The following is a 25,598-nucleotide window of genomic DNA, read 5'->3' as shown; positions in this document are numbered from 1 at the left end:
TGGGAGGAGCGGAGTGTGATGACGGGGGGTTTGGAGCGGGCGGATCTGGCGCGGATGCGTCGGATGGGTGTGCTGCCGATGTCCAACGAGGACGGACTACGACTCCTCGACGCCGCCGAACGGTCGGCAGACAGCCTGGTCGTGGCCGCCCGCCTCGACGCCCGCTCCCTGGCGGCCGGTGACGCCGCCGACCACCCCGTGCTGCGCAGCCTGGCCCGCAAACTGGCCGCGCCCCGGCGCCGCAGCCTGACCGAGGCCGCCCGCGGCACCACCGACACCACCGGCACCGCGGACCGGGCCACGGAGCTGCGGAACTCTCTGCTCGGACAGCAACCCGCCGGACGCCGGGCCACACTGCTTGACATGGTCCGCACCCAGGTGACCACGGTCCTCGGGCACGCGGACGCCGACGCGATCGTGCCGGACCGGGCGTTCAAGGACCTCGGTCTCGACTCGCTCACCGCCGTCGACCTGCGCAACCGGCTCGGCACCGCCACGGGGCTGCGGCTGCCCGCGACGCTGGCCTTCGACCACCCCAGCTGCTCCGCCCTCGCCGGACACCTCCTCGCCGAAATCCTCGGAGCGGGGCAGACAGCCGCCGGCCCCGGCTCGGACGGCCACGAGGTGTCCGGAACGTCCACGGCCGACGACCCGATCGCCATTGTCGGCATGGCGTGCCGCTACCCCGGAGGAGTCGCCACCCCGGAGGACCTGTGGCGGCTCGTCGACTCCGGCGGCGACGCCATCGGCCCGCTGCCCGCCAACCGGGGCTGGGACCTCGACGCCCTGTACGACCCCGACCCCGACACACCCGGCCGTGCCTATGTCCGTGAGGGCGGCTTCCTGCACGACGCCGGGCGCTTCGACGCGGAGTTCTTCGGCATCTCGCCGGTGGAGGCCCTGGCCACCGACCCCCAGCATCGGCTGCTCCTCGAAACGGGCTGGGAGGCCGTCGAGCGGGCCGGCATCGTCCCGGCGACCCTGCGCGGCAGCCGGACCGGGGTGTTCGTCGGCTCGCACTACCAGGAGTACGGCCCCCGCCTGCACCAGGCCGGACAGGGCATCGAAGGCCACCTCATCACCGGCACCGCCGGCAGCGTGGTGTCCGGGCGGATCGCGTACGTCCTGGGCCTCGAGGGCCCGGCCGTCACCGTGGACACCGCCTGCTCGTCGTCCCTCGTCGCCCTGCACATGGCCGTGCAGGCGCTGCGGGCGGGCGAGTGCGACCTCGCCCTGGCCGGGGGAGTCGCGGTGATGCCGGGACCGGGCGCTCTCATGGGCTTCAGCCGCCAGCGCGGCCTGGCGCCGGACGGGCGCTGCAAGCCGTTCGCCGACGCGGCGGACGGGACCTCGCTCGCCGAGGGCGCGGGCGTCCTGCTGGTGGAACGGCTCTCGGACGCCCGCCGGGGCGGACACCACGTCCTGGCCCTGGTACGCGGTACGGCCACCAACCAGGACGGCGCCTCCAACGGGCTCTCCGCGCCCAACGGACCGTCCCAGCAGCGCGTCATCCGCGCCGCCCTCGCCGACGCCCGCCTGACGACCTCCGACATCGACGCCGTGGAGGCGCACGGCACCGGCACCCAGCTCGGCGACCCGATCGAAGCGCAGGCCGTCCTCGCCACCTATGGCGCCGACCGCGACGCCGGCGCGGTTCCGGTACGGCTCGGTTCGGTGAAGTCCAACATCGGTCACACCCAAGCCGCCGCCGGGGCGGCCGGCATCATCAAGATGGTGCACGCGCTCCACCACGGCGTACTGCCCCGCACTCTGCACCTCGACAAGCCGTCGGACCACGTCGACTGGACGAGCGGCGCCGTCGAGCTGCTGCGTGACCCCGCGCCCTGGCCCGCCACCGACCGGATCAGGCGCGCGGGCGTGTCCTCCTTCGGCATCAGCGGCACCAACGCCCACGTGATCATCGAGGAGGCTCCCCAGGAGGAGCCCGCCCCCGCCGCCGACGTCACCCGCGACGCCCCCGAGCCTGCCGGCACCGTGCCATGGGTACTCTCCGGACGTTCCCCGGGCGCGTTGCGCGACCAGGCGCGCCGCCTCCTCGCGCACCTGCGGCAGCAACCGGCCGACGCCATGCCTGCCCCTCGCGACCTGGCCGTCGCGCTCGTGACCCGGCGATCGCTCTTCGCGCACCGGGCCGTCGTCACCGGCGAACGCCACGATGAGCTCGAATCGGGACTGGAGGCGCTCGCCGCAGGCCGGCCCGCGCCCCACCTGGTGACGGGCGGCGCACCGACCGGGCGTACGGCAGTCCTGTTCACCGGGCAGGGCAGCCAGCGCGCGGGCATGGCCGCAGAGCTCCACCGCACCCATCCGGTCTTCGCCGCTGCCTTCGACACCGTCTGTGCCCGCTTCGACGCTCTGCTTCCCGACGAACCCTCCCTGCGGGACGTCGTCTTCGACACGGGCGAGACGGCCGTACACACCCTCACCGGAACGCTCCACGCCCAGTGCGCGCTGTTCGCCGTCGAAGTCGCGCTGTTCCGGCTCCTCGCCTCCTGGGGCCTGCGGCCCGGGATGGTCGCGGGCCACTCCATCGGCGAGATCACCGCGGCCCACGTCGCCGGTGCGCTCACCCTCGCCGACGCGTGCAAGCTCGTCGCCGCCCGTGGCCGGCTCATGCGGGACCTGCCCGAGGGCGGCTCGATGGTCGCTGTACGGCTGCCCGAGGCCGAGGTCGAGCCGCTGCTGGTCGGCCATGCCCACGAGGTCGGCCTGGCCGCCGTCAACGGCCCCGACTCGGTCGTCCTCTCCGGTGCCGAGGACGCCGTCGCCGAGATCGTCGCCGAGCTCGAAGAGCGCGGTGTGCGGACCCGTCGGCTGACGGTGTCGCACGCCTTCCACTCACCGCTCATGGAACCCGTCCTGGCCCCCCTGCGCGCCGGCCTTGCCGACCTCGCCTGCACCGTGCCCGAGATCCCGGTCATGTCCCATCTGACGGGCCAGTTCCTGCCCATGGACCGTCCGGTGGAGCCGGAGCACTGGGTGCGGCACGTGCGGGAGCCGGTCCGCTTCGCCGACGGAGTCGCCGCGCTGGCGGCCCAAGGCGTGACCACCTTCCTCGAGATCGGTCCCGACGCCGTGCTGTCCGCGATGGGCCAGGACAGCGCGCCCGAAGCCGAGTTCGTCCCGACGCTGCGCGTAGATGAGGGCGAGGCCGCCGCCGTGACCCGAGCGGCCGCGCAACTCTTCGCACGCGGCGCCGACATCGACTGGAGTGCCGCACTCGCCGTCCCGAACGGTGCGCCTCGCGCGGTGGAGCTGCCTACGTACGCCTTCCAGCGGGCCGACTACTGGCTGCCCTCGGACGGCCTGTCCACGAACGGCGATCGGCCGTGCCCGCCCGGCCGGACGGGCGCCTTTCTCCACGAGGCCGACGATGCGACGCTCGCTGCCGAACTCGGCCTGGGAGACGCCGAGTCGACGACCGCGCTGCTGCCGATCCTGGCGGCCTACCGGCGTCGACGCGACGAGGAAACCCGCGTCGACGGCTGGCGCCACCGCGCCGCCTGGGCGACGATCACCGTCCCTCCGTCCGCACCGGCCGGCACCTGGATCCTGCCCGTCCCCGCGGAGCAGGCCTCCGACCCGTGGGTCACCGGCCTGGCCGCGGCACTCTCCGCCGAAGGCACGGAACCGGCCCTCGTGCCCGTCACCGGAGGCGACGACTCACTGGCCGCGCAACTCCGCGCCGCGGCGGACGACGTCGGTCCCGTCTCCGGCGTCCTGTCCCTGCTGCCCCTTGCCCCCGGGCGGCACCCTGCCCACGACGCGGTGCCGTTGGGGGCCGCGCTCACTCTGGCGCTCCTGCGTGCCCTGGAGGAAAGCGGCAGCCGTCTGCCCGTATGGCACGTCACCCGCTCCGCGGCGGCGGTCGGCGCTGCCGAGCATGTCCTTCACCCGGAACAACTCGCAGTACAGGCGCTCGGACGCGTCGCCGTCCTGGAGTCTTCAGGGCACTGGAGGGGCACGGTCGACCTGCCCGAGCGGATCGACGGCTGGACCGGCAGTCGGCTCGCCGCAGTCCTGGCGCAGAGCGCGGTCGGCGGCGGGAATGGGAGTGGCGAGGAAGGCGAGAAGGACATCGCGGTCCGTGGCGCCGGTCTCTTCGCCCGCCGCATCGTCCAGGCACCCGGCACCACACACGCGGGCACCACACCGGCCAGCCCCGCCACCTCTTGGCCGCCCACGGGCACGGTCCTCGTCACCGACGGGGCCGGACCCCTCGCCCGAGAGGTCGCCCTGCACCTCGCCCGCGGCGGCGCCGAACACCTTCTGCTCGTCCGCCACCCCGACCCGGAGAACCCGGAGCCCACGGACGCGACCGATGGCCTGCGCGCCGAACTCACGGCCCTCGGCGCGCGCGCCGACATCGTCGTCCGCGACCTCGGCGACCGTGCCGAGGCAGCCGCCCTGCTGGAAGGCATTCCCACGACCGGCCCGCTGACCGTGGTCGTACCCACCTGCGCCGCATCCGACAGCGGCACGCTCGCCCGACAGACTGTCACCGGGCTCCAGGAGGCACTGCGAACCGACGCCCGGGCGGCCCGGAACCTGCACGACCTCACCCGCGACCGGGCCGAGCCGGCCGTCTTCGTCCTCCTGCCCACCCTCACCGCCGCCGTCGGCGCCCCCCGACAGGCCGGACAGGCCCTGTCCGACGCCCTCCTGGACGCCCTGGCCGTGGAGCGCCGAGCCGCAGGACTGCCCGTGATCTGCGTGGCCCGCGGGCCCTGGGCCGGTGACGCGGAGGACACCGGGGCCCGTGACGACGGCCTGGTGCCGATGGGCCCCGCCCTCGCGCTGCGAGCCCTCGACCGTGCCGCCCGTGCCCAGGAGACCGGGATCGCCGTCTTCGACGCGGACTGGCAGCGTCTGGCGACCCACGTCGCCGCCACCCCCGAAGCCCGGCCGCTGGCCAGGCTGTTCGACGCCGTTCCGGCGCTGCGCGACGCGGTAAGCGGTGCCGGCACCGTGCGCGAGGACCCGTACGCCCAGGACCCGGACGAGTTCCTGCGCGGCCTGGCGGCGCTGCCCGTCGAGGAACGGAGCGGCGAAATGCTACGGCTGGTGCGCACCCAGGCCGCCCTGGTGCTGGGCCACGACACCGATGACGTGGTGGCCCCGGACCGCAGCTTCGTCGAGATGGGCTTCGACTCGCTCACCGCGACCCGTCTGCGCAACCGGCTCGGCGCCGCGACGGGCCTGCACATCAGCGCCGCCACCGTCCTCGACTGCCCCACCCCGGACACCCTGGCCGACCACCTGCTCGAACTCTGTACGAGCCCACGCACCCGGCCGCGCCCCCGACTGCGCCCCCGAAACCGCGACTGACGCCCACCGATTTCGACACGCCACCGGGACCGAGACGGAAGCGGGGCCGGCCCGAAGGCCGGCCCCGCTTCTTCGTCCCGGACGGTCAGCGTTTGACGCCCAGACTCAGCCCGTGCTCGTACGGCAGCCCCGCAACGGTGCCGACCTCCTCGAACCCGGCCTCGCGCAACCACCGTTCGTAGTCGCGCGCCGGATAGGCCATGCCCTGGCCGCTGGCCAGCACATTGAAGTACAGCCCAAGACGCGCGCCGAAGACTCCGTCCGTCTCGTCGTCGGAGACGTTGTAGCCGTACACCACGACTCTGCCGCCCGTGGGCAGTGCGTCGTACGCCTTCTTCATGAGGAGCAGGATCGAGTCCTCGTCGAAGATCTCCAGCACATGGCTGAACAGCACGGCATCCGGCCCCTCGGGGAACGGATCGGTGAAGATGTCACCGGGCGTCACACTCACCCGGTCGGGCCGCGCCTCCGCGTCGGAGGCGAGCCGCGAGACGCTCGGCATGTCGAACACCGTTGTCCTGAGCTTCGGATGGCGAGCGACCAGCCGTGCCGAGGTGCTGCCGTCACCGCCGCCCACGTCCAGGACGTGCCGTACGTCCCCGAAGACCGGCTGCTCGATCAGGGCGTCGACCGAACGGAGCGTGAAGGCGGTCATGGCCCGGTGGAAGACCTCCTCCAGAGGAGGATTGCGGGACAGCCGTCCGTACAGGGTCGGCTCGTCACCGGGATGGGCGGCCAAGGCGGTGTTGGTGCCCGCCCGCAGCGCCGTCGTCATGTCCGCGAACGCGGGATAGTAGACCTCCTTCCAGCCGGTCAGGATGTGACTCCAGCTGTCCGGCTCCTCGTCCGCTGCCAGCAGGTCCTCAGCGACGGACGAATTGTGGTAGGCGCCGTTCCGACGCTCAAGGAGCCCGGTCGTACAGACCGCCTGGAGCAACACCCGCAGCTGGTGCGCGGGCAGACCGCAGAACGACCGGATCTGCGCCGCACTCGCGCCGGGACTCCCCGACAGGAAAGCGAAGATCCTCAACTCGGCCGCGGTGGTGACGGCGTTGAACAACGCCGGAGCGTTGACGAGGAAGTGGAAGCGTTCGAGGACCGGATCGTCTTTCTGGGCGGCGTTGTTCATCGTTCTCCCGGGAAGGAAAGGCGTCGGCCGGCACGCCACGGTGGTCCCGGCACGCTAGGCGGGCGAAAACCGAGCGACAACGACGATCCCCGCCGTTACGGACACAGGGACGCCCCCGCGCGGACGAGCGGCGCCGCCGCCGGGGTGCCGCACGCCGCCGCCGCTCGTAACTGTGGCTCCCACCGATGCTGGGGACCCCCGCTCCTCAGCACCATCTCTACTGCCCGCACAGGGTTGCGACACGTCCGCGTGGACGGCGGCCCGCGCGGATGCAAAGGACAGCACAGCCAGCATTGAGGAGTGCACGTGATTCCTGCGTCGTATGCGCAACGCCGGCTGTGGCTCGTGGAACGGCTGGAAGGCCCGAGCGCCCTCTACACCGTCCCGCTGGTCCTGCGGCTCTCCGGGCGGCCGGACGTGACGGCCCTGCGGGCGGCGCTGCACGACGTGGTGACCCGCCACGAGGCGCTGCGCACCCGGTTCCCCCAGGTCGACGGCGAACCTGTGCAGGAGATCGTGCCCGCCGTCGCGCTTCCCGACCTGCTGACCGTTGACGGCGTGGGGGCCGACGAGTTGGAGGCCGAGATCGGCCGCACCGGCCGTCACGTCTTCGACCTCACGGGCGGTATCCCCTTCCACGCCCGGCTGCTCACCGTCGACGACCGGACGTCGGCGCTCGTGATAGCCCTGCACCACATCGCCGCCGACGGCTGGTCCGCCGCCCCGCTCTGGCGTGACCTCTGCGCCGCCTACACCGCGCGCCTGGCCGGGGCCGAGCCCGGCCTCGCGCCGCTGCCCGTGCAGTACGCCGACTACACCCTGTGGCAGCGCGAGTTGCTCGGCGACGCCGATGACCCCGGAAGCCTGCTCGCCGAGCAACTCGCCCACTGGCGTGCGGCGCTGGCCGGCGCCCCCGAGGAACTCGCACTGCCCACCGACCGGCCGCGGCCCGCCGCCTCCGCCCACGAGGGAGGCGTCGTACGCCTCGACGTCCCGGCCGACCTGCACGCCCTTCTCGCCGACGTCGCGGCCGCCGAGAACGCCACCATGTTCATGGTCTGGCACGCCGCGGTCGCCGTACTGCTCTCCAAGCTCGGCGCCGGCGACGACATCCCCATCGGCAGTCCGTTCGCCGGACGCGACGAGGCCGACCTCGAAGACCTCGTCGGATCCTTCGTGAACACCCTCGTCCTGCGCACCGACGTGACCGGCGACCCCGCCTTCACCGAGGTCGTCCGGCGGGTGCGCGCTGCGACAGCCGGTGCCATGAACCACCAGGACGTGCCCTTCGAGCGGCTCGTGGAGGAACTCGCCCCGGCCAGGGCACTGACCCGGCACCCCCTCTTCCAGGTCAACCTCACCCTGCACAACACCCCACAGGTGCGGGTCGACCTGCCCGGCCTGACGGCCGTCGCGGACTTCGCGGAACTGGCGCTGGCCAAGTACGACCTCGACTTCCAGGTCCTGGAACACTTCGACGAACAGGGCCGGCCCGCCGGCCAGCGCTTCGAACTCCACTACTCCGCCGACCTGTTCGACCGCACCACCGCCGAAACCCTCGCCGACCGGCTCCTGCGCGTCCTGTGGCAGGCCGCGCGCACCCCGCACCTCGCGCTGCACGCCGTCGACGTCCTCTCGCGCGCCGAACACGAGGCACTGCTCGCCGCCGCGGGCGACATCACGGCCCCGCAGCCCGGGGCGACCGTGCCCGACCTCTTCGCCGCCCGGGCCGCCGCCCACCCCGACGCGACAGCCGTCACCGACGACGAGAACAGCCTGACCTACGCCGAGCTGGACGCCGAGTCCAACCGCCTCGCCCGCCACCTCGTCGCGTGCGGCGCCGGACCCGAGACCCGGGTCGCGGTGTCGCTGGACCGTGCTCCCGGCCTGGTCGTCGTCTTGCTCGCAGTCATGAAGGCGGGCGCCGCGTACCTCCCGCTCGACCCGGCATACCCGGCCGCCCGGATCGACGCCCTGCTCACCGACGCCGCCCCCGCCCTCCTGCTCACCACGGCCGACACCGCCGCACACGCCGTCGCCCCCTCCGGTCTCCGCCGCGTCCTGCTCGACGACCAGGACGTCCGCGCCGCCGTCGACGCCCGGGACGCCGGTCCGCTCGCCCAGGACGAACTCCGCGCCTCCCTGCGGCCCGGCCACCCGGCCTACGTCATCCACACCTCGGGCTCCACCGGAACGCCCAAGGGAGTCGTGGTCGCCCACGCCCAGGTGACCGCGCTCCTGCGGTCCGCCGCCGACCGGTACGGCTTCGGCACCGACGACGTCTGGACCTGGTTCCACTCCTACGCCTTCGACTTCTCGGTGTGGGAGCTGTGGGGCGCCCTCCTCACCGGCGGCCGGCTCGTCGTCGTCGGCCACGACACCTCCCGGTCCCCGGCCGACTTCCACGACCTCCTGGTCCGCGAAGGCGTCACCGTCCTGAGCCAGACCCCCTCCGCCTTCCAGCAACTCACCCAGGCCGACGCCCGACAGGACGCCGCCGCGCTCGACGCCCGGCTGCGGCTCGTCGTGTTCGGCGGCGAGGCCCTGGACCCCGCACGGCTCACGGACTGGCACGCCCGTCACGGCGCCGACGGCCCGCGCCTGGTGAACATGTACGGCATCACCGAGACGACCGTCCACGTCACCCACCTCGACCTGGACCCCGACACCTGCGGCGTACCCGGCACGCACGGCGGCAGCCCCGTAGGGCGCCCCCTGGACCACACCCGCGTGTACGTCCTCGACGATGCGCTCAGGCCCGTACCGCCCGGCGTGCCCGGTGAGATGTACGTGACCGGCTCCGGAGTGGCCCGCGGCTACCTGGACCGGCCCGGAACGACTGCCGCACGCTTCGTGGCCTGCCCCTACGAGCCGGGCACGCGGATGTACCGCACGGGCGACCGGGCCCGCCGCACCACCGACGGAACCCTCATCTACCTGGGCCGCACCGACGAGCAGCTGAAACTGCGCGGCTTCCGCATCGAGCCCGGCGAGGTGGAGGCCGCCCTGCTCGGCCACGCGCAGGTAGGTCAGGCTGCCGTCGTCATCCGTACCGACACTCCCGGCGACCGTCGCCTCGTCGGCTACGTCGTCCCCCGTGACCCGGACGGTGCCAGCGGCGAGGACGGTGCGGAGCTGGCACGCCGGGTGCGGGAGCACGCCGCCGCCGTGCTGCCCGCCCACATGGTGCCCTCCGTCTGCGTACCGCTGGCGCGTCTCCCGCTCACCGCCAACGGCAAACTCGACCGCGCCGCGCTGCCCGCCCCCGACCGGGAGAGCATCGCGGGCCGCGGGCGAGGCCCCGCGACCGCGCGCGAGCACATCCTCTGCACGGCCTTCGCCGACGTTCTGGACGTGCCCGAGGTCGGAGCCGACGACGACTTCTTCGCGCTCGGCGGCCACTCCATGCTCGCCGTGCGCCTCCTCGACCACCTCCGTGCCCAGGGAGTCCGCATCGACATGCGGACCTTGTTCACCGCCCCGACACCTGCGCGTCTTGCCACCGCCGCGGGTCCCGAACCCGTCCGGGTTCCCGAGGGCACCGTGCCGCCCGGCGCCGCACACCTCACCCCGGCGATGGTCCCCCTCGCCGGTCTCACCGAGGACGAACTGCGCACCCTCACCGACGCCCTGCCCGACGGCGCGGCCGGTGTCGCCGACATCTACCCCCTGGGGCCGCTCCAGGAGGGCCTCTTCTTCCACCACCGGCTCCACGCCGAAGCGAGCACCGCGAGCAGCACCCCAGCCGGCGCCCACACGGGCGCCGACGACCAAGACCCCTATGTCGTCCGCTACGTCCTGGGCTTCGACACCGCGCAGCTCCTCGACTCCTTCCTCGCTGCCCTGTCCCAGGTGATCGACCGGCACGACGTCCTGCGCACCTCCCTCGCCTGGACGGGCCTGCCGCACCCCGTGCAGGTCGTGCACCGGCACGCGGAACTGCCCGTCACCGAAATCGACCTGGGAGAGGGCCCGGACCCCGTCGAACGCCTGCTGGCCTGCGGCGACGAGCCGCTGGATCTGCGCAGCGCCCCGCTGATGGACGCCCGGACCGCCACCGAACCCGGCACCGGCCGCCGGCTCCTCGCCGTCCGCATGCACCACATCACCCAGGACCACACCACGCTCGACCTGGTGCTGCGCGAAGCGACCGCCGTACTCGCCGGCCGCGGCGCCGACCTGCCCGCCCCGCGCCCCTACCGTGCCTTCGTCGGCCAGGCCCTGCTGAGCACCCCCGCAGAGGAACACAGCGCCTACTTCGGCCGGCTCCTCGGCGACGTCACCGAACCCACCGCCCCCTTCGGCGTATGGGAGGTGCGGGGCAGCGGCACCGACGTCACCGAACGCCGTACCGTCCTCGACGCCCCGGTGACGGCCCGCCTGCGCGACCAGGCCCGGCGCGCCGGAGTGAGCGCCGCGACGCTCCTGCACGTCGTGTGGTCCCGAGTCCTCGCATCCGTGTCCGGACGGGACGACGTCGTCTTCGGCACCCTCCTCCTGGGACGCATGCAGGCGGGCGACGGAGCGGGCGATGTGCCCGGCATGTTCATCAACACCCTCCCGGTACGCGCCCGCACCGCCGCCACCGACGTGGCCGGAGCGGTCCACGCCATGCATCACCAGCTCGCAGAGCTCCTGGAGCACGAGCACGCCTCGCTCGCCGTCGCCCAGCGCGCCGGCGGCGTTCGGGCACCCGCGCCGCTGTTCACCGCCGTACTCAACTACCGGCACAACTCCGAGGGCGGCCCCGGCGCGGTCCTGCCGCCCGGCACGGAGCTCCTCGCCTTCCGGGAACGCACCAACTACCCGCTGATCGTCTCCGTCGACGACGACGGCAGGGCGCTCGCGTTCGACGTCCAGGCCGCGGCCTCGCTCGACCCGGACCTCGTCACCCGGCTGCTGCACGCCACCACCGAGCGCGTCGTCGACGCCCTCGAACAGGCCCCGGACACTCCGCTGGCCGACCTCGACGTACTGCCGGCCGCCGAGCGGCACCGCATCCTCACCGAGTGGAACGACACCGGCGAACCCGACCTGGCCCCCACCCTCGCCGACCTCTTCGCCGACCGGGCAGCCGCCACCCCGCATGCCCCGGCACTCACCTTCGACCACGAGGACACGTCCGGAGACCACCAGGATGAACATGGACATGAGCACGGCGGAGCCGAACACCTCGACTACGCCGAGCTCGACGTCCGCGCCAACCGGCTCGCCCGCCACCTGATCGGTCGCGGCGTCGGCCCCGAGGACCGGGTCCTGCTTCTCATGGACCGCTCGCCCGACCTCGTCGTCGCACTCCTCGCGGTCCTCAAGGCCGGCGCCGCGTACGTCCCCGTCGACCCGGACCAGCCCGTCGAACGCATCGCCCACCTGTGCGGCGACGCCGCACCCGCGGCCGTCCTCACCCGCACCGCACACGCCAAGGCCGTGCCCGGGTCCGCCCCGGCGCCGATCGTCGTGGACGATCCCACCGTCCGCTCCGCCGTCGCGGCACAGGCCGCGGATCCGGTCACCCAGGACGAGCGCTCCACCCCGCTCCGCCCCGCCCACCCGGCGTACGTCATCTACACCTCCGGGTCGACCGGCACCCCCAAGGGCGTCGTCGTCCCGCACTCCGGAGCGGTCAACCTCCTCGCGTATCGCTGGCCCGGCCTGACCGCCGACAGTCGCCTGCTGCAGTTCGCCTCGATCGGCTTCGACGTCGCGACCTGGGAGATCATGACGGCCTTCGCCGCCGGAGCCTGCCTGGTCGTGGCGCCCGCCGCCCGACTGCTGCCCCGCGCCGGCCTCGAGGACCTCGTCGAACGGCATGCCGTCACCCACCTGCAACTCCCGCCCACCGTGCTCGGCATGGTCGAGGACGACCAACGACTGACCTGCGTACGCACCCTGTTGGTCGCGGGCGAGGCCCTCGGCCAGGCGCTGGTGGACCGTTGGGGCGCCGACCGCTGGTTCGGCAACGCCTACGGCCCGACCGAGATCACGGTCATCGCCGCCGCCGACGGCCCCCTGCGCCCCGGTGACGCTCCCACCATCGGCCGCCCCCTGCCCGGCGTCCGCCTGTACGTCCTCGACGCCCGCCTCCGGCCCGTCCCGGACGGTGTCGACGGCGACCTGTACGTCGCGGGCGCCGGAGTGGCCCGCGGCTACCTCGACCGGCCCGGGCTCAGCGCCGAACGCTTTGTGGCCGACCCCCACGGAGCGTCCGGCACCCGTATGTACCGCACCGGCGACACGGTCCGCCGCACCTCCGACGGCCGCCTGCTGTACACCGGACGCGCCGACGATCAGGTCAAGATCCGCGGCTTCCGCATCGAACCGGGCGAGATCGAGACCCGGCTGACCGAGCACGAAGGCGTCGCCCACGCCGCCGTCGTCGTGCGCGACGACGTCCCCGGCGCCCTGAGCGACAGGCGCCTCGTCGCCTACGTCGTGCCGGTCGACCCCGGCGCCACCGGTCTGCCCGCCCTGCTGCGCGAGTACCTCGCGGCCCGGCTCCCGGCCCACCTGGTGCCGGCCGCGTTCGTGGCCCTGGACCGGCTGCCGCTGTCGGTCAACGGCAAGCTCGACCGGGCCGCACTGCCCGCCCCGGACCCCGCCGCCGGTGCCGGCGTCGCGCGTCCCACGGGTACGTACGACGAACTCCTGTGCGCCGCCATCGCGCAGGTCCTTGGCGTGCCGCGCGTCGGTGTGGACGACGACTTCTTCGCGCTCGGCGGCCACTCGCTGCTCGCCGTCCGCCTGGTGGGCCGGGTCCGCGCCGTCCTGGGCGTCGAGATCCCCGTGCACGCGGTCTTCGAGGCGCCGACGGCGGCGCGACTCGCGGCGCGGCTGGGGGAATGGACCGGGATGGATGTGCGTCCTGGGGTGTCGGTGGGGGAGCGGCCGGAGCGGTTGCCGTTGTCGTTTGCGCAGCGTCGGTTGTGGTTCGTGGATCGGTTGGAGGGTGCGAGCGCGCTGTACAACATTCCGTTGGTGGTGCGGTTGTCGGGGCGGGTGGATGTGGTGGCTCTGCGTGCTGCTTTGGGTGATGTGGTGGTGCGGCATGAGGCGTTGCGGACGCGTTTTCCGCAGGTGGAGGGTGAGCCGTATCAGGAGATCGTGCCGGTGGACGGTGTGCTGGTGGAGCTGCCGGTGGTGTCTGTGTCGGCCGATGAGCTGGAGGCGCGGATCGATGAGTTTTCGGGGTATGTGTTCGATCTGGCCGGTGAACTTCCCGTGCGCGCCACACTTTTGACCGTGGACGAGGAGAGTTCTGTCCTGGTTCTGGTGGTGCATCACATCGCTGGAGACGGGTGGTCGCTTGCGCCCTTGTGGCGGGACGTGTCGACGGCGTACGCGGCACGCCGCTCGGGGAAGGCCCCGGACTTCGCGCCGCTGCCGGTGCAGTACGCCGACTACACCCTGTGGCAGCGGGACCTGCTCGGTGACGCCGGAGACCCCAAGAGCGTGCTGGCGGGGCAGTTCTCCCACTGGCGCGAGGTGCTGGAGGGTGTCCCCGAGGAACTCGCGCTTCCCACTGACCGGCCGCGCCCGTCCGCCGAGAGCCACCGGGGCGCGGCGGTCCCCGTCCGTGTGCCTGCCGAACTGCACAGCCGTCTGGTGGAGTTGGCGCGGTCCGAGGGCGTGACCATGTTCATGGTGTGGCAGGCGGCGGTGGCCGTGCTGTTGTCGCGGCTGGGCGCGGGGGAGGACATCCCGCTGGGCAGCCCGGTCGCGGGACGCACCGACGAGTCGCTGGAGGACCTGGTCGGGCTCTTCGTCAACACACTGGTGCTGCGCACCGATCTGTCCGGCGACCCCGCCTTCACCGAGGTGCTCGCCCAGGTCCGCCGGGACGCACTGAGTGCACTGCACCATCAGGAAGTCCCCTTCGAGCGACTGGTGGAGGAGCTGGCGCCGCCCCGCTCGATGGGCCGTCACCCCCTCTTCCAGACCGTCCTGGAAGTGCAGTCCACGCCCCTCCTCGTCCCGGAACTGGACGGAGCGGACGTGGAAGTGCTGCCCCACGCGGTCCGCGACGCCAAGTTCGACCTGGACCTGCAGGTCGCCGAGCGCTTCGACGCCGAGGGACGTCCCACCGGCATGGAGGGCGAACTCGTCTATGCCGCCGACCTCTTCGACCGCACCACCGCCGAGACCCTCGTCGCCCGGCTGCTGCGCGTCCTCGACGCCGTGGCCACTGCTCCGGGACGACCCGTGCACACCGTCGACGTACTCGACGAGGCCGAGCGGCGGCGGCTGGTACGGGACTGGTCCGGTCAACAGCCGGAGACCGGTGGCCCGGACGCCCGGGTCTACATCCTCGACGACCGCCTCATGCCGGTTCCGCCCGGCGTACCCGGACGGCTCTACACCACCTGCGACGAGTCCGCGGACGAGGCGGTCGCCTGTCCGTTCACGGAGGAGGAGTCCGCCATGCGACCCACCGGCGCACATGCCCGCTGGGACGACGAGGGCCGTGTGCGCATGATTGCGCCCGACACCGGAACATCACCGGAGACGGCCGTCCGGCCGTCCGCCATCGCCTCCGTCCGGCGCGGAACAGGGGTGCGCGAGGAGCTGCTCCGCACCGCCTTCGCCCACGTACTGGGCGTGGAGGAGGTCCGCACGGACGACGACTTCTTCGTCCTCGGCGGACATTCCCTCCAGGCCGTGCGCCTGGTCAGCCGCATCCGCGCCGTCCTCGGTGTCGAACTGCGCGTGCGGGACCTCTTCGAAGCATCGACCGTGGCCGGACTGGCCGCCCGGCTGGACGAGTTGGCGGGGGTGGATGTGCGTCCTGGGGTGGTGGTGGGGGAGCGGCCGGAGCGGTTGCCGTTGTCGTTTGCGCAGCGTCGGTTGTGGTTCGTGGATCGGTTGGAGGGTGCGAGCGCTCTGTACAACATTCCGTTGGTGGTGCGGTTGTCGGGGCGGGTGGATGTGGTGGCTCTGCGTGCTGCTTTGGGTGATGTGGTGGTGCGGCATGAGGCGTTGCGGACGCGTTTTCCGCAGGTGGAGGGTGAGCCGTATCAGGAGATCGTGCCGGTGGACGGTGTGCTGGTGGAGCTGCCGGTGGTGTCTGTGTCGGCGGATGAGCTGGAGGCGCGGATCGAGGAGTTCTCGGGGTATGTGTTTGATCTGGCCGGTGAACTTCCCGTACGTGCCACGCTCCTGACCGTGGACGAGGAGAGTTCCGTCCTGGTTTTGGTCGTGCATCACATTGCCGGAGACGGGTGGTCCCTGGCGCCCTTGTGGCGGGACGTGTCGGCGGCGTACGCGGCGCGCCGTTCGGGGAAGGTCCCGGACTTCGCGCCGCTGCCGGTGCAGTACGCCGACTACACCCTGTGGCAGCAGCGGATGTTCGGGGACGAGGACGCCTCCGACGGCCGGCTCACCGCACAGATCGAGCACTGGCGGGCCACCCTCGACGGCGTCCCCCACGAACTGGCCCTGCCGTTCGACCGACCCCGCCCGGCGATGCCCGGACGCGGCGGCGGCTGGGCCGACATCGATGTGCCCGCCGAACTGCACGCGCGGATACAGGAGTTGGCGCGGTCCGAGGGCGTGACCATGTTCATGGTGTGGCAGGCGGCGGTGGCCGTGCTGTTGTCGCGGCTGGGCGCGGGGGAGGACATCCCGCTGGGCAGCCCCGTCGCGGGACGCACCGACGAGTCGCTGGAAGACCTGGTCGGGTTCTTCCTCAACACCCTCGTCCTGCGCACCGACGTGTCCGGCGACCCCGCCTTCACCGACGTGCTCGCCCGGGTGCGGACGACGGCGCTGGACGCCCTCGACCACCAGGACGTCCCCTTCGACCGGCTCGTGGAGAAGCTGGCGCCCGCCCGCTACACCGACCGCGTCCCCTTCTTCCAGGTCCTGGTCGCGGTACAGAACATGCCGCAGGCCCACGTCGCGCTTCCCGGTCTCGAATCGGACGCCGGACCCGGAAAACCCACCACGGCCAAGGTCGACCTCGACGTCCAGGTCGTCGAACTCCACGACGAGGACGGCGCGCCGAGCGGCATGACCGGTGGCCTCACCTACGCCACCGATCTCTTCGACCACTCCACCGCCGAGACCCTCGTCGCCCGGCTGCTGCGCGTCCTGGACGCCGCCACCACCGACCCCGCCCGGCGGATCTCGCGCATCGACGTCTTCGATCCCGCCGAACGGCGCCGCCTGCTCACCGAGTCGAACGGCGCCCGCAGCGACATCCTGGCGCTCACAGTGCCCGAGGTGTTCACCATCCGGGCCTCCCGCGCCCCGAAGGCGATCGCCCTCGATACCGGCGCCGAACAGATCACCTACGGACAGGTGGAGGCCCGCTCCAACCGGCTCGCCCACCACCTCATGGATCTCGGCGTAGGCCCGGAGACCGTGGTCGCCGTCGTCATGGACCGTTCCCCGGACGTGGTCACCACCCTCCTTGCGGTCCTCAAGGCGGGCGGCGCCTACCTCACGCTCGACCCCGCCCAACCGGCCGCCCGCACCGCCGAGATGGTCGCCCGCGCCGGGGCCGAGGTGTGCCTGGCCGACGGGCGGTACGCCGATGAGGCACGCGGCATGTTCGCCACCGTCGTCGTCGCCGACGCGGGAGACGCCGAATGGGCCGACCGGCCGGCCGGCACCGTCGCCGGACGCAGCCTGCCCGACCAGCTCGCCTACATCATGTTCACCTCCGGCTCCACCGGCGAACCCAAGGGCATCGGCATCACCCACCGCGACATCGTGGACCTCGCCGGCGACCGCTGCTGGCAGTTCTCCGGCACCGCCCGCGGCATGTTCGCCGCGCCGCACACCTTCGACGGCTCCACGGTCGAGGTGTGGGTGCGGCTGCTCACCGGCGGCGCCCTCGTCGTCACCCCGCCCGGGCGGACCGACGCCGCCCGCCTGCGCGGACTCGTCGCCGATCACGGACTCACCCACGCCCACCTGACCGCAGGCCTGTTCCGGGTCATCGCCGAGGAGGACCCCGCCGCCTTCACCGGCGTCCACGACGTGCTCACCGGCGCCGACATCGTCCCCAAGGAGGCGGTCCGCCGAGTCCTCGAAGCAGTCCCCGGCATCGTCGTCCGCAGCAGCTACGGACCGACCGAGTCGACCGTCATCTCCACGCAGATCGCGCTCACCGACCCCGACACCCTGGGCGACGTCGTGTCGATCGGCCGCCCCATGGACAACACCAGCGTGTACGTGCTCGACGACAGCCTGGAACCTGTCCCGGCGGGCATCGCCGGCGAGGCGTACATCGCCGGTGCCGGACTGGCCCGCGGCTACGTCGCCCGCGCGGGACTCACCGCCGAACGGTTCGTGGCCTGCCCGTTCGACGTAGCCGGCGCCCGCATGTACCGCACCGGCGACATCGTGCGCCGACGGGCCGACGGCGCACTGGAGTTCGTGTCGCGGGCCGACGACCAGGTGAAGATCCGCGGCTTCCGGGTCGAGCCCGGCGAGGTCGAGAAGCTCCTGGCCGCTCACCCCGCCGTCGCCCAGGCCGTCGTCACCGTCCGCGAGGACACCCCGGGGGACAAGCGCCTCGTGGCCCACGTGACGCAAACGCCCGGTGAATCCCTCCCCGACGTCCGCGAGTTCGTCGCCGGACGCATGCCCGAGTACCTGGTGCCGGACGCCGTTGTCGTACTGGACCGGCTGCCGCTGACCGCCAACGGCAAGGTGGACCGCGCGGCCCTGCCCGCCCCCGAGGCGGTGAGCGCCGGTGCGCTGCGCCGGCCGCCGTCCCTGCGCGAGGAACTCCTGTGCTCCGTCTTCGCGCAGGTCCTGGACGTGCCCCGGGTCGGTGTGGACGACGACTTCTTCGCGCTCGGGGGTCACTCGCTGCTGGCCGTGCGCCTCGTCAGCCGGATCCGCTCCGTCCTCGGCGTCGAGATCCCCCTGCAGGCGGTCTTCGAGACGTCCACCGTCGCCGGTCTCGCTGTCGCCGTCGAGGACGCGGGCTCCACCGGCACCCTGCGGCCCGCCCTCGCCCCCGGCGTCCGGCCCCGGCGGGTGCCGCTCTCGTACGCCCAGCGCCGCCTGTGGTTCGTGGACCGGCTCGAGGCCGCCGGGCCCCTCTACAACATTCCGCTCGCGCTGCGGCTGACCGGCACGCTGGACACCGGTGCGCTCCGTGCGGCCTGGACCGACCTGCTGACCCGCCACGAGAGCCTGCGCACCCGGTTCCTGCACGCCGACGGCGACCCCTACCAGGACATCGTCTCCCTCGACGACTTCCCCCCGTACTTCGCCGTCGAGTCCGTGGGCCGCGAGGAACTGGACGCCAGGATCAACGAGGCCGCCGGCCACGTCTTCGACCTCACCGCCGGGCCGCCCGTCCGGGCCACCCTTCTCGACGTGGACGGAGAGGACACCGACGAAACGGTCCTCGTCCTGGTCACCCACCACATCGTCGCCGACGGCTGGTCGATGGTCCCGTTGCTGCGCGACCTCTCCACCGCCTACACCGCCCGCCGGGCAGGCCGCGCACCCGCCTGGGAACCGCTGCCCGTGCAGTACGCCGACCACACCCTGTGGCAGCGCGACCTGCTCGGCGACGGCGACGACCCCGACAGCATCCTCGGCAGGCAGGTCGCCTTCTGGCGGGACGCGCTGAGCGACAGCCCCGAGGAGCTGACCCTGCCCACCGACCGGCAGCGGCCCGCCGTGGCGAGCCGCGAGGGCGGCTGGGTACCGATGGCCACACCGGCCGACCTGCACGCACGCCTGACGGAACTCGCCGTCGCCCAGGGAGCCACCACCTTCATGGTGTGGCAGGCGGCGCTCGCCGTCCTGCTCTCCCGCCTCGGCGCGGGCCAGGACATCCCCGTCGGCAGCCCCGTCGCGGGCCGCACCGACGAGGCCGCCGAGGATCTGATCGGCTTCTTCGTCAACACCCTCGTGCTGCGGACCGACCTCTCCGGCGATCCCACCTTCACCGAGGTGCTCGGCAGGGTCCGCAGGTCGGCGCTGGGAGCCCTGGGACACCAGGACGTACCGTTCGAGCGACTGGTGGAGGAGTTGGCACCGACACGGTCCCGCGCCCGCCACCCCCTCTTCCAGATCCTGCTCGCCGTGCAGAACGTGCCCAGCGCCTCCGTCGACCTGCCGGGCCTGCACGTCGAGGCCCTCCCGACCGAACTGGGCCGCGCCAAGTTCGACCTCGACATCCACGTCGCCGAACAGTTCGACGACGAGGGGCGACCCGCAGGCATCGACGGCGGGATCACCTACGCCGCCGACCTCTTCGACCGCACGACCGTCGAGTCCCTCATCGACCGCCTCCTGCTCGTTCTGCACGCTGTCGTCGCCGACCCCGCCGTGCGCGTCCGTGACGTCGCGCTGCTCGACACCGCCGCACGCCACCGCGTCCTCACCGAGTGGAACAGCACCGAACGGGCCGCACCGGCGGCCACCGTGCCCGACCACTTCCGGGCCCAGGCCGCCCGCACTCCGCACACCCCCGCCCTGGTCGCCGACGGGGCACGCATGACGTACGCCGAACTCGACGCCGCATCCGACCGGCTGGCCCAGTACCTGACCCGGCACGGCGCCGGCCCCGGGCACCTCGTCGCCGTCGCCATGGAACGCTCGCCGGAGACGATCGTCGCCCTCCTCGCCGTCCTGAAGACCGGCGGCGCCTACCTCCCCGTCGACGTCGGCTACCCCACCGCCCGCATCGAACTGATGCTGCGCGACGCCGCCCCCATCGCCCTCCTCACCACCGGCGACATCGCGGACCGGCTGCCCGGGACGAGCGAGGGCCCGCCCCGTATCGTCCTCGACGACCCGCGGACCCGGGACGCGGTGGCCGCGGAGAACGCCGTGCTCACGGCCACACCGCCGCACCTGGACTCCGCCGCCTACACCATCTACACCTCCGGCTCCACCGGCACTCCCAAGGGCGTCGTCGCCACCCACCGTGCCGTCGACCGCCTCGTGCGCCCCGCCGACTACGCCGACGTGCGCGCCGAGGACGTGGTCTCCCACCTGGGGTCGGTCTCCTTCGACTCCACCACCTTCGACATCTGGGCCACCCTGCTCAACGGCGCCACCCTCGCCGTAGGACCCGCGGGCTCCCCTTCCGTCGCGGGGATCCGCGACTTCCTCGCCCAGCACCGGGTCACCGTCGCGCTGCTGCCCACCGGACTGCTGCATCAGGTGATTGACCTCGACGTCGAGGCGCTGCGCGGTGTCCGCTCCGTGCTGACCGGGGGCGAAGCGCTCTCCGTCGAACACTGCCGCACCTTGCTCGACGCCCTGCCCGGCACGCGGCTGATGAACGGCTACGGACCCACCGAGAGCGTCACCTACACCCACACCCACGCCGTCACCCGCGAGGACGTCGACAGCGGCCGGGCGATCCCGCTCGGCCGTCCGCTGGCCCGCACCCGCGCCTACGTCCTCGACACCGCCCTGCAGCCTGTCCCCGTGGGCGTGCCCGGCGAGCTGTACATCGCAGGCGACGGTCTCGCCCGCGGCTACACGCACCGTCCTGGCCTGAGCGCCGAGCGGTTCACGGCCTGCCCGTTCGAGGACGGCGGCGCCCGGATGTACCGCACCGGCGACCTGGTGCGGTGGCGGTCCGACGGCGTGCTGGAGTTCGTCGGCAGGGCCGACGACCAGGCCAAGATCGGCGGCTTCCGCGTCGAACCCGGAGAGGTGGAGGCCACCGTCTGTGCCCACCCCGACGTGGCCCAGGCCGTGGTCGTGGTCCGGGAGGACACCCCCGGCGACAAGCGCCTCGCCGCCTACGCGGTACCTGCGGACCCCGCCGTGTCCGGCCGTGAACTGGCATACCGGATAAGGGAGTTCGTCGCCGACCGGCTGCCGGACCACCTGGTGCCGCCCTTCGTGACCGTCCTGGACCGACTGCCGCTCACCGAGAACGGCAAGGTCGACCGGGCCGGCCTGCCCACCCCCGACCCGATGGCCGCCGTCAGCGTCGGACGCGGCCCCGCATCGCCGTACGAGGAGTTGCTCGGAGTCGTCTTCGCCGACGTGCTGCGCCTGCCCCGCGTCGGCATCGACGACGACTTCTTCGCCCTGGGCGGGCACTCCCTGCTCGCGGTACGGCTGGTCAGCCGCATCCGTTCCGTACTGGGCGCCGAGACCTCCGTGGCCGCCGTCTTCGAGAACCCGACCGTCTCCGGCCTGGCACGGCAGCTGACCCGGGACGGGGGCCGCGCCCGGCCGGTCGTCGTGCCGATGCCGCGGCCGCCCGTGTTGCCTCTGTCCTACGGCCAGAGCCGCCTCTGGTTCGTGGACCGCATCGAAGGACCCAACCACCTCTACAACATCTGCCTCGCCCTGCGGCTCAACGGAGACCTGGACCCGGAGATCCTGCGCACGGCCCTTGCCGACGTGGTCGCCCGGCACGAGAGCCTGCGCACCACCTTCCCCCTGGTCGACGACGAGCCGAGCCAGCACGTCCTGCCCGTCGACGAGGCGGCCGTGGACCTGCCCGTCACCGCCGTCACCGAAGAGGAACTGGCGGAAGGACTCGGCGTGCTCGCCGCCCACCCCTTCGACCTGGCTTCGGAACTGCCGCTGAGGACCGCGCTGTTCTCGCTGCGCCCCGGCGAGTGGGTGTTCTCGCTGACCGTCCACCACATCGCCGGCGACGGGTGGTCGATGGGCCCGCTCTGGAGGGACCTGTCGCAGGCCTACCGGGCCCGCGCCGGCGGGCGGGCCCCGGAGTGGGGGCCGCTCTCCGTGCAGTACGCCGACCACACCCTGTGGCAGCGGGACTTCCTCGGCGACGTGAACGACCCGGACAGCGTGCTCGCCACCCAGGTCGCCCACTGGAAGGACCGGCTCCGGGGCGCACCCCAGGAGCTCAGCCTCCCGGTGGACCGGACCCGTCCGGCCGTGCCGGGCCACCGGGCCGGACTGGTGCCGCTGAACGTCCCGGCACCTTTGCACGCACGGCTTGCCGAGCTGGCGCTCGGACAGGGCGTGACCATGTTCATGCTGCTGCACGCGGCTGTCGCGGTCCTGCTGTCGAAGAGCGGCGCCGGACGGGACATCGTGATGGGCAGCCCCGTCGCCGGACGCACGGACCAGGCCCTCGACGACCTCGTCGGCTTTTTCGCGGGCACCCTGGTGCTGCGCACCGATCTGTCGGGCGACCCCGACTTCCTGGAACTGCTCGACCGGGTACGCAAGGCCGGACTCGACGCGTTCGAGCACCAGGACGTGCCCTTCGAGCGCCTGGTGGAGGAGCTGGCCCCGGCCCGTTCCATGGCTCGTAATCCGCTGTTCCAGGTGATGCTCGCCGTACAGAACAACCACAGGGGCACGCTCAGCCTGCCCGGCGTGCACGTGAGCGAGGAGCCGGCCGGTGCCCTGACGGCCCGGTTCGACCTGGACTTCGAGGTCCGGGAGAGCTTCGACGAGACCGGTGCGCCCGGCGGACTCGACGGCGAGGTCGTCTTCGCGGCCGAACTCTTCGACCGCGCCACCGTGGAGACGCTCGCGGCCCGGCTCGTCAGGGTCCTGGAAGAGGTGGCCGCCGACCCCACCCTGCCGGTGGCGCGCGTCGACCTCCTGGACGACGCCGAACGGCGGCGCGTGCTCGAGGAGTGGAACGACACCGTCGGCCCCCTCCCGGACGGCACCCTCGCCGGACTCTTCGGCCGCCAGGCCGCCCGCACCCCCGACGGCGTCGCCCTGGTGTCCGACGGCGCGCAGGTCACCTACGCCGAACTCGACGAGCGGTCCGACCGGCTCGCCCGGCACCTGATCGGCCTCGGAGCCGCGCCGGAGACCCTGGTGGGCGTGGCCCTCGACCGGTCCGTGGAACAGATCGTCGCGCTCCTGGCCGTCGTCAAGACCGGCGCCGCCTACCTGCCCGTCGACCCCGGCCAGCCGCGGCGGCGCACCGACCTCGTGCTCGCCGACGCCTCCCCGGTCCTGGTGCTGAGCAGCGCGGAGACCACCGCCCGGCTCGGCGGCACGGAGGCGGCGACGCCGGCACGGTGGATCGACCTCGACGGTCCCGCGGTGAGGGGCCTCCAGGACGCTCCGGCGCCCGCGCCGGTGACCGACGCCGACCGCGGGACGCCGCTGCTGCCGCACCACCCGGCCTACGTGATGTACACCTCCGGCTCCACGGGCACCCCCAAGGGCGTCTGTGTCCCGCACCACGGCGTGGTCAACCAACTGGCGTGGATGCAGGAGGAGTACCGCCTCGAACCGACCGACCGCATGCTGCAGCGGGCGTCGTTCGGATTCGACGCCTCGGTGTGGGAGATCTTCTGGCCGCTGCTGAACGGCGCGTCGGTGGTGCTGAGCGGACCCGGCGCGCACGCGGACCCCGCGTACCTCGCCGAACTCATCGACCGGGAACGGGTGACCGTCGCCCAGTTCGTCCCCTCCGTGCTGCGGACGTTCCTCGACGGCGGCGCCACCGAGCGGTGTACCGGCCTGCGGATGGTCCTCTGCCTCGGCGAGGCGCTCCCGGCCGCCGTGCGCGACCGCTTCCGTGAGGCCCTGGGCGTGCCGCTGCACAACCTCTACGGCCCCACCGAGGCGTCCATCGCCGTCACCTCCTGGCCCTGCGACGCGGCCCAGGACGGCGACACGGTGCCCATCGGACGCCCCCTGCGCAACATCCGGGCGTACGTCCTCGACGACGGCCTGCTGCCCGTGCCCCCCGGCACGGCCGGCGAGCTGTACGTGGCCGGCGACGGCCTGGCCCGCGGCTACCTGGGCCGGCCGATGCTCACCTCCGAGCGCTTCGTGGCCTGCCCGTACGGGCAGGCGGGCGAACGGATGTACCGCACCGGCGACATCGTGCGGTGGACGGCCGGAGGGCAGCTGGAATTCCTCGATCGCGCGGACGACCAGGTGAAGATCCGCGGCTTCCGCATCGAACCGGGCGAGATCGAGGCGACACTGGCCGCACACCCCAAGGTCGCCCAGGCGGCCGTCGTCACCCGCGAGGACCCCGGCGGCGAACCCGCCCTGGCCGGCTACCTGGTCCCGGCGGACACCGCCGTCGACGACGGCGCGGACCTCGTGACGCAGGTCAGGGAGTACCTGACCGACCGGCTCCCGGAACACCTGGTGCCGCCCGTCCTGATGCCGCTGGACACGCTGCCGCTCACCCTCAACGGAAAGCTGGACCGGGCCGCCCTGCCCGCCCCCGACCACACCGCCCTCGCGACCGGCGGCCGGCGGCCCGGCACGCTCCGCGAACAACTGCTGTGCTCCGTCTTCGAGCAGGTGCTCGGCGTCTCGCCCGTCGGCGTCGACGTGAGCTTCTTCGACCTCGGCGGCCACTCCCTGCTCGCCGTACGGCTCGTCAACCGCATCAAGGTGGTGATCGGCGCCGACGTTCCCGTCCGCGCCGTGTTCGAGGCACCCACCGTCGTCGGCCTGCTGGCCTGGATCTCCCGCGAGGGACGGCAGGGGACCACGGACGTGCTGGTGCCGATGCGGTCCTCCGGCGGTCGGCCTCCGCTCTTCTGCGCCCACACCGTCCTTGGCCTCGGCTGGGAGTACGGCTGGCTCGCCGACGCCGCCCCCGGGGAGCAGCCGCTCTACGCCCTGCGCCCCCGCGGCATGGACACCGGCGCGGCGGAACTGCCCGACTCGCTGTCCCGGATGGCCGCCGACTACGTCGCGCAGATCCGTGGCGTGCAGCCCACCGGTCCCTACCACCTGCTCGGTTGGTCCTTCGGCGGCAACGTCGTCCAGGAGATGGCGGCCCAACTCCAGGACGAGGGAGAAGAGGTGGCCGCTCTGATCCTCCTTGACTCCAGCCCCGTGGACGGCCCCGTCACCGCCGAGCAGCGGGCGGGCTTCGCCGAACAGGAGGAGACGGTGGCCGGCGCACTCACCGGCGAGGAGCACGAGGCGTACCTCCGCGTCGTCCGCAACAACACCCGCATCCTCCTGGCGCACCGGACCCGCAAGACGTCCGGCACCCTGCTGCTGATCTCCGCCGACTCCCAGGCGAAGGCCGCACTCTGGCGCCCCTTGGTCTCCGGCGAGGTGCGGGAGCACACGCTCGACTGCGCCCACCGCGAGATGCTCCTGAACCCGGACGTCGTCCGGCGGATCTGGGACATCGCGGCGGGCGAACTGGAACCGACCGAGACCGACCCGGACCCGGCGTGATGGCCGGTCCGGCGGACAG

At 72.9% G+C, this 25,598-nt stretch carries 2 protein-coding genes and 1 pseudogene; 2 read left to right on the top strand and 1 reads right to left on the bottom strand.

Annotated features, from left to right (window positions below):
* Window positions 1-342: 342 nt before the first annotated feature.
* Window positions 343-5,349: pseudogene (locus ACWFRJ_RS42740) on the top strand (type I polyketide synthase); the annotation flags it as partial.
* A gap of 85 nt (window positions 5,350-5,434) precedes the next feature.
* On the opposite strand, the gene ACWFRJ_RS42735 reads toward ACWFRJ_RS42740, so the two are convergent.
* Window positions 5,435-6,478: a methyltransferase gene (locus tag ACWFRJ_RS42735; protein WP_453544155.1), complete on the bottom strand. Its 1,044-nt coding sequence runs from the start codon at window positions 6,476-6,478 to the stop codon at window positions 5,435-5,437.
* Between the two features lie 306 nt (window positions 6,479-6,784).
* Here ACWFRJ_RS42735 and ACWFRJ_RS42730 point away from each other — a divergent pair, with 306 nt between their 5' ends.
* Window positions 6,785-25,579, top strand: coding sequence for a non-ribosomal peptide synthase/polyketide synthase (locus tag ACWFRJ_RS42730; RefSeq protein ID WP_453544153.1), 18,795 nt, complete (start codon window positions 6,785-6,787; stop codon window positions 25,577-25,579).
* Window positions 25,580-25,598 lie beyond the last annotated feature (19 nt).

This window comes from Streptomyces sp. NPDC055239 (assembly GCF_053606205.1).
The sequence above is the reverse complement of the archived record's forward strand: the minus strand, read 5'-3'. Positions and strand labels throughout refer to the sequence as shown.

Excerpts from the sequence above, each read along its gene's own strand:
- ACWFRJ_RS42735 (WP_453544155.1), bottom strand. The coding sequence starts at position 6,478 with ATGAACAACGCCGCCCAGAAAGACGATCCGGTCCTCGAACGCTTCCAC.